Here is a 6,869-nt window from a genome sequence, read left to right on the forward strand (position 1 = left end):
ATCTGAGGAATAATTCATCTTTATCAGTGTTTTTAGAGTCCTGCTTGAGGACTCTTTTACTATTTAGAATGATAAATTGCACTTATTCTTGCAATTCATCAAATGAATAAAATAATGGCGAAAGAAGAAAGTAGCCAGAGAGACAATTGTATTTGGACTGCTGGATAAGGTATGGTATAATATTCTTTATGGAAACAAATATTATCGAACTATCGCAAAATTTAAAGATTAGTCAGAAGCAAGTGGAAAAAGTTCTTGAATTGACAGCTGAAGGCAACACAATTCCCTTTATCGCTCGTTATCGGAAAGAAATGACAGGGAATTTGGATGAGGTAGAGATTAAGGCTATTCTTGATTTGGATAAAAGTCTGACGAACCTCAGAGAGCGCAGGGCAACGGTGCTCGTGAAGATTGAAGAGCAAGGAAAGCTGACGGAAAAACTACGTGCAGCTATTGAAGCAGCTGAAAAATTAGCTGATGTGGAGGAACTCTATCTTCCTTATAAAGAAAAGCGTCGGACAAAAGCCACGATTGCACGTGAAGCAGGACTTTTTCCTTTGGCACGACTCATATTACAAAATGCTGCCAATCTTCAAGAGGAAGCAACTGCCTTAACTAGCGAAACATTTCCGACAGCAGAAGTAGCTCTAGCTGGAGCTGTAGATATTTTAGTGGAAGCCATTTCAGAAGATGTGCAGCTGCGTGCTTGGACCTATCATGAAATGCTGACAAATTCAAGCATTATTTCAACTTTGAAAGACGCCGATTTGGACGAAAAGCAAGTGTTTCAAATCTATTATGACTTTTCCGAAAAAATCGCGGATATGCAGGGGTATCGCACTTTAGCACTTAATCGTGGTGAAAAGTTAGGTGTGCTCAAAGTTGGCTTTGAGCACAATGTAGATAAAATTATCCGATTTTTTGAAGTGCGCTTTAAGCTCAAAAATGACTACATTCATGAAGCAATCCAGCAAGCAGTGAAAAAGAAAATCATTCCAGCTATGGAACGTCGGATTAGGGCAGAATTGACCGAGACTGCAGAAGACGGTGCGATTCAGCTTTTTTCAGATAATCTGCGAAATCTGCTCTTGATTGCACCGCTCAAGGGACGTGTGGTACTAGGATTTGACCCAGCTTTCCGGACAGGAGCAAAATTAGCAGTCGTAGATGCGACTGGGAAAATGCTGACAACGCAGGTCATCTATCCTGTACCACCGGCAAAAGCAGCACAAATTGAAGCTTCTAAGCAAGATTTATCAGATTTGATTGACCAATTTGGCGTTGAAATCATTGCTATTGGAAATGGAACAGCTAGTCGCGAAAGCGAAGCGTTTGTTGCGGAGGTGCTAAAGACTCATCCAAACGTCAGCTATGTTATTGTCAATGAAAGTGGCGCATCTGTTTATTCTGCTAGCGAGTTGGCGCGACACGAATTTCCAGACTTGACGGTCGAAAAACGTTCGGCTATCTCTATCGCACGTCGACTGCAAGACCCTCTTGCAGAGCTAGTTAAAATTGACCCAAAATCAATCGGTGTCGGTCAATACCAACATGATGTGAGCCAGAAGAAATTATCTGAAAGCTTGGATTTCGTCGTAGATACCGTTGTTAACCAAGTCGGCGTTAATATCAATACCGCAAGTCCATCTCTTCTATCGCATGTGGCAGGGTTAAACAAAACTATTTCTGAAAATATTGTCAAATATCGTGAAGAAGAAGGCATGATTCGCTCGCGCGATGCCATTAAAAAAGTTCCTCGTCTGGGTGCTAAAGCATTTGAACAGGCGGCAGGGTTCCTACGGATTCCCGAAAGTGATAATGTTTTGGATAATACAGGTGTTCACCCAGAGAGTTATCCAGCTGTTGAGAAATTGTTCCAAATGCTTGCAATTGCGGACTTGGATCAAGCCGCTCAGGAAAAATTGCAGTCTTTAGATGTCAAAAAAGTTGCTGCAGATTTGGACTTGGGAGAAGCTACTCTTAAGGATATCATTGCAGACTTGCTCAAGCCAGGTCGTGATATGCGTGATTCATTTGATGCACCGGTTCTGCGTCAAGATGTCCTTGATATAAAGGACTTACAAATTGGGCAAAAGTTAGAAGGCGTTGTTCGCAATGTCGTTGATTTTGGTGCTTTTGTGGATATTGGCATTCATGAGGACGGCTTGATTCATATTTCTAAGCTCAGTAACAGCTATGTCAAACATCCGAGTCAAGTAGTTTCTGTCGGTGACTTGGTAACCGTGTGGGTAGACAAATTGGATATAGAAAGAGAAAAGGTCAATCTTTCCTTGGTGGCACCGCGTGAATCTAACTAACTATGTCAGACAAGTCTCTTTGGAAGATTTTGACAAAGAATTTCGACATACGGCTTCTTGGAATAAGCGCCTTCGCTCAACAGGTGGACGCTTTTTTCCAAAGGATGGGCATCTTGATTTTAATCCTAGAATCTATGAACAGTTTGGTTTAGAAACCTTCCGAAAAATTGTGCGGCACGAGTTGTGTCACTATCATCTTTACTTTGAAAAGAAGGGCTATCGACATAAGGATCGAGATTTCAAGCAATTATTGAAAGCCGTGGATGGTTTGCGCTATGCCCCTACTTTATCAAGCCAATCAACTTCAAAAACGCTTGTTTATCAATGCCTGCATTGCCGTGCACAATATCATAGAAAAAGACGAATCAATACTGAGCGGTATTGCTGCGGACGCTGCCAAGGGAAACTCATTTTTGTCAGACAGTTGCAGTCTTAATGACTATTTTGGAGAAACAATCAGAAATCCGCCTAAGGACGGATGGCATGATGAATGAAATGTGCTACACTAGATTCAGTATCAATGAAAGAGGCTTACTGATTATGAAAACAACATTTTATAAATTACGTCGAAATAGAGCTGTATCGGGAGTGTTAGCAGGTTTATCTGATAAATTTGGTCTAGATGTAGGTCTTGTTCGCTTTTTATTCGTTTTATTTACCATTTCTAATTTGGGTTTAGGGATTATCATCTACATCATCTTATCATCTGTGATGCCTTACAAGGAAGACGTAGAAGAAGAAATGTATGGGACAGGACCTCGTAAGCGCAAAGAAGCAGAAGCAATCAAAGAAGAAGACGGCTGGTTTTGGTGAGTGTGATGGAGCAAGCGCTTGGTTATATATGCTAGAAAGGAGTTCATGCAATGGACTCTCTTATTTTTGAAGGAGAAGAGATGGAATATTGGGATGCTTACGATGAGTATCGGGAAAAAGTTGGATATAAATTGCTCAGAGGAGAAGAGATTCCAGAAGGGAAGTACCATCTTTGTGTCAATGTCTTTGTTCGTCATATAGATGGGGAATTTCTCCTGATGCACCGCAGTCCAAAAAAAGAAATTCATCCTAATTATTATGAGTTTGGTGCAGGAGGAAGTGTGTTGGCTGGTGAAGATAGCATGACCGCAGCTTATCGTGAATTGCAGGAAGAAACTGGGCTGATTCCTAGAGAAATACAACTAATTGAGCAGACGACTTCACCTAAAGAACACTGTCATTTTGATTTTTATGAGGCAATTGTCACAGAGAAAGACGTGAAATATCAAGAGGGTGAAACGGATAGTCACATCTGGCTGAAACCTATTGAATTACGATATTTTATGAACCGTTATCCTTTATTTCAAGATCAAAAACAAATTGTAGAAAGAATGCTCCAGTCAGAGAAGTAGTAAATGCTATGTATGTTTATCCATTTTCTTTAAAAACAAGGATGAAACTCTCCTTTAATCTGAAAATTTGCTATAATAGAAAAAGAAACTATCAAAGGGGAAGAATATGACTGTAAAGATCAAAGATCTATTAAAAAAAGTCAGGTTAAATGTGGTTTATGGCGACGAGAAAATGTTGGAAAGAGAAATTACGACCTCTGATATTTCTCGTCCTGGACTTGAAATGACAGGCTATTTTGACTATTACACACCAGAACGTATCCAGCTAATGGGAATGAAAGAATGGTCTTACTTGATGAAGATGACCTCTCACAATCGCTATCAGGTTTTACGGAAAATGTTTGAACGAGACACTGTTATGATTGTGGCGCGTGATTTGAAAATTCCCGATGAGATGTTAAAGGCTGCAAAGGAAAATGAAATTGTTGTTCTCAGCAGTCACACCCCAACGAGTCGTTTATCCGGTGAGATTTCAAGTTATTTGGATTCGCGTTTGGCTGAGCGAACCAGTATTCATGGGGTTTTAATGGATATTTACGGAATGGGTGTCTTGATTCAAGGAGATAGTGGAATCGGAAAAAGCGAGACTGGATTGGAGCTGGTGAAGAGAGGACATCGTTTGGTTGCAGATGACCGCGTGGATATCTATGCAAAAGATGAAATGACTCTTTGGGGCGAGCCAGCTGAAATTTTGCGCCATTTGCTTGAGATTCGCGGTGTCGGAATTATCGATGTCATGAGTCTTTATGGAGCTAGTGCTGTCAAAGATTCATCACAAGTGCAGATTGCCGTTTATTTGGAAAATTATGATGTCAATAAAACATTTGACCGTTTAGGAAATAATGGTGAAGAGTTTGAAGTATCAGGTGTTTCCATTCCAAGAATCCGTATTCCTGTGAAAACGGGCCGCAATATTTCGGTAGTGATTGAAGCAGCAGCAATGAATTACCGTGCAAAAGAAATGGGCTTTGATGCCACGAAGACTTTTGAGGAACGCTTGACCAATCTCATTAGTGAAAATGAGGTGTCTCATGATTGATCCAATTGCATTTAAGATAGGGCCTCTTAGTATTCGTTGGTATGCGATTTGTATTGTAACAGGTTTAGTTTTAGCTGTTTATCTGGCTATGCATGAAGCGCCGCGGAAGAAAATCATTCCAGATGATATTCTTGATTTTATCCTCATTGCGTTTCCTTTGGCAATCGTTGGAGCTCGCATTTATTATGTTATTTTTGATTGGGGCTATTATGCTAAAAATCCTGGTGAGATTTTTGCCATTTGGCACGGAGGAATTGCTATCTATGGCGGTTTAATCACCGGAGCGATTGTCTTGTATTTTTTCTCACAGAGAAAGCTTATCAATACGCTAGACTTTTTAGATATTGCGGTTCCGGGTGTAATGATTGCCCAAAGTCTTGGACGTTGGGGAAATTTCTTCAACCAAGAGGCTTACGGAGCGGTCGTAAAAAGTTTAAATTACTTACCAAGTTTTATTCGCAATCAAATGTACATTGATGGTCATTATCGACAACCAACTTTCCTTTATGAGTCGGTTTGGAATTTGCTTGGATTTGCTCTGGTGATGATTGTACGAAGAAAGGAAAACTTCCTCAAACGTGGTGAAATTACAGGGTTTTATCTGATTTGGTACGGAATGGGGCGCATGGTCATTGAAGGGATGCGGACAGACAGTCTCATGTTTGCTGGCTTGCGTGTGTCACAATGGTTGTCTGCTGTTCTAGTGGTTGCCGGAATCATTCTCGTCATTTACCAACGCAGAAAAAAAGATACCCCTTATTATTAAAAAGTTAGGAGAAGAAAAATGCTTGAGATTGCTTATAGTTTAGTTGCCCTCGCTTTGGTTGCCTTGATTGTTTATACGATTTTTTTGGTTAGGAAAATCTCAAATGTCGTTGACGAAACAGAAAAAACAATTCAGGTGTTGACGACAGATGTCAATGTGACACTCTATCAAACCAATGAATTGTTAACGAAAGTGAATGTTTTAGCAGATGATATTAATGGAAAAATGACAACCATTGACCCGCTTTTCACTGCAGTTGCAGATTTATCTGAGTCCGTTTCAGATTTGAATGATTCTGCTCGTCATTTGAGTAAAAAAGCCGCTGCAGCAGGAAAAAATAGTGTCAAAGCTGGTGCAACTTTATCAGCTTTGCGCATGATTACAAAACTATTTAAAAAATAAGAAAGAAGGCTTATTATGGGTAAATTTTCATCAATCCTTTTAGGAACAATCTCTGGAGCGGCTGTAGCTGTATTTCTTACTAGCAAAAAAGGAAAAGAAGTGACTGCTAAGGTTTCTGATTTTATGAATGACGTCAAAGAAAATCCAGATGATTTTAAAGATCAAGTAGTACAAAAAGCCAATCAATTCTCTAACCAAGCTGTAGAAGCAGTCAATCAAGCCAAAGAAAAGGTTGAAAGCGGAGAAATTACAGGCGAAACTGTTCTTGACTCTGTGAAAGAAGCAACGAAACAAGTAGTTGACTTTTCACAAGAGAAAATGCAAGAATGGAAAGAAAAAATGACACCAGAAGGTATCTCTCCAGAAGATTTCAAAAAAACTGAGCAAGAACCAGTTGATAAAGAAACCACATCGGAGGATATTGTCATTGATTTGACAGAAAACCAAGAATCGGAAAATGAAGACAAAAAAATTGAGGACTAGCACCTCAATTTTTTTAACTAAATCGATTTTACATCACAATGAATCACAACAAAAACAGTGCCTTGCAAATAGGCACTTTAATTTCAAAACTATTTATTTCTTTTCCGACGAATAAATGCTTGCTGCATTTTAATGCAGACTAAACTAACACCAATTGCTAAAGCAAAAGCTAAGAAAGTGTTTACTTTAATAGACAGGAATAAAAAGCTAAATAAAGCTGTCAAGATACAAAATGTAGCAATATTCACGAAAAATAGTAATTCTTTCAGGTTTGGATTCGTTTTTGCTTCAGGAATGTAATCTTGATAAAGGGGATATTGTTCTTGTTCTAATTCTGGATAGGTGTAGTCCTCTTGATAGGACTGATATTTTCTTGCGGTCATGTTCTCTCTCCTTACAGTACTCTCTTATTTTATCATGATTTTAATTAGATAAATATTACATAACAGTTACAAAAAGGCTAAAAATGCTTTTCA

General features: G+C 39.2%; 9 protein-coding genes. 8 read left to right on the plus strand and 1 reads right to left on the minus strand.

Annotation, left to right across the window (positions count from 1 at the left end; all coding sequences use genetic code 11):
• The first annotated feature begins 188 nt into the window (after positions 1 to 188).
• The 8 genes from RG565_RS08315 to RG565_RS08350 all read left to right on the plus strand — a co-directional run bounded on the left by RG565_RS08315 (position 189) and on the right by RG565_RS08350 (position 6,393).
• Entirely contained in the window at positions 189 to 2,318 is a 2,130-nt protein-coding gene (locus RG565_RS08315; RefSeq protein WP_247937463.1) for a Tex family protein, read from the plus strand.
• On the plus strand, positions 2,305 to 2,754 hold the full coding sequence (locus RG565_RS08320) for a SprT family protein (RefSeq protein WP_059220613.1): 450 nt from the start codon (positions 2,305 to 2,307) through the stop codon (positions 2,752 to 2,754). Before RG565_RS08315 ends, RG565_RS08320 begins: the two co-directional genes overlap by 14 nt.
• A 104-nt stretch (positions 2,755 to 2,858) precedes the next feature.
• Positions 2,859 to 3,131, plus strand: coding sequence for a PspC domain-containing protein (locus RG565_RS08325; protein WP_049534177.1), 273 nt, complete (start codon positions 2,859 to 2,861; stop codon positions 3,129 to 3,131).
• A 50-nt stretch (positions 3,132 to 3,181) separates the two neighbouring features.
• Positions 3,182 to 3,703: an NUDIX domain-containing protein gene (locus RG565_RS08330; RefSeq protein WP_247937462.1), complete on the plus strand. Its 522-nt coding sequence runs from the start codon at positions 3,182 to 3,184 to the stop codon at positions 3,701 to 3,703.
• A gap of 106 nt (positions 3,704 to 3,809) precedes the next feature.
• Positions 3,810 to 4,742: an HPr(Ser) kinase/phosphatase gene (gene hprK, locus RG565_RS08335; protein WP_049534181.1), complete on the plus strand. Its 933-nt coding sequence runs from the start codon at positions 3,810 to 3,812 to the stop codon at positions 4,740 to 4,742.
• Positions 4,735 to 5,508 carry a prolipoprotein diacylglyceryl transferase gene (lgt, locus tag RG565_RS08340; protein ID WP_247937461.1) on the plus strand — a complete coding sequence of 258 codons (774 nt, stop codon included), beginning with the start codon at positions 4,735 to 4,737 and terminating at the stop codon, positions 5,506 to 5,508. The genes hprK and lgt overlap by 8 nt, the downstream gene beginning before the upstream one ends.
• A gap of 18 nt (positions 5,509 to 5,526) precedes the next feature.
• A complete protein-coding gene (locus RG565_RS08345) occupies positions 5,527 to 5,910 on the plus strand; it encodes a DUF948 domain-containing protein (RefSeq protein ID WP_106083292.1) in 384 nt (127 codons plus the stop codon).
• A gap of 15 nt (positions 5,911 to 5,925) precedes the next feature.
• On the plus strand, positions 5,926 to 6,393 hold the full coding sequence (locus RG565_RS08350; RefSeq protein WP_151380293.1) for a YtxH domain-containing protein: 468 nt from the start codon (positions 5,926 to 5,928) through the stop codon (positions 6,391 to 6,393).
• An 89-nt stretch (positions 6,394 to 6,482) separates the two neighbouring features.
• Here RG565_RS08350 and RG565_RS08355 read toward each other — a convergent pair whose 3' ends face one another.
• Positions 6,483 to 6,776, minus strand: coding sequence for a DUF3270 domain-containing protein (locus RG565_RS08355; RefSeq protein WP_003027603.1), 294 nt, complete (start codon positions 6,774 to 6,776; stop codon positions 6,483 to 6,485).
• Between the last annotated feature and the right edge of the window lie 93 nt (positions 6,777 to 6,869).

This window comes from Streptococcus sp. IsoGale021, assembly GCF_031142795.1.
GTDB lineage: Bacteria > Bacillota > Bacilli > Lactobacillales > Streptococcaceae > Streptococcus > Streptococcus hominis.

What these genes read in the sequence shown, in the direction of transcription:
- RG565_RS08315 (WP_247937463.1), top strand. Translation starts at nt 189, where the DNA reads ATGGAAACAAATATTATCGAACTATCGCAAAATTTAAAGATTAGTCAG.
- RG565_RS08325 (WP_049534177.1), top strand. Translation starts at nt 2,859, where the DNA reads ATGAAAACAACATTTTATAAATTACGTCGAAATAGAGCTGTATCGGGA.
- RG565_RS08330 (WP_247937462.1), top strand. Translation starts at nt 3,182, where the DNA reads ATGGACTCTCTTATTTTTGAAGGAGAAGAGATGGAATATTGGGATGCT.
- hprK (WP_049534181.1), top strand. Translation starts at nt 3,810, where the DNA reads ATGACTGTAAAGATCAAAGATCTATTAAAAAAAGTCAGGTTAAATGTG.
- lgt (WP_247937461.1), top strand. Translation starts at nt 4,735, where the DNA reads ATGATTGATCCAATTGCATTTAAGATAGGGCCTCTTAGTATTCGTTGG.
- RG565_RS08345 (WP_106083292.1), top strand. Translation starts at nt 5,527, where the DNA reads ATGCTTGAGATTGCTTATAGTTTAGTTGCCCTCGCTTTGGTTGCCTTG.
- RG565_RS08350 (WP_151380293.1), top strand. Translation starts at nt 5,926, where the DNA reads ATGGGTAAATTTTCATCAATCCTTTTAGGAACAATCTCTGGAGCGGCT.
- RG565_RS08355 (WP_003027603.1), bottom strand. Translation starts at nt 6,776, where the DNA reads ATGACCGCAAGAAAATATCAGTCCTATCAAGAGGACTACACCTATCCA.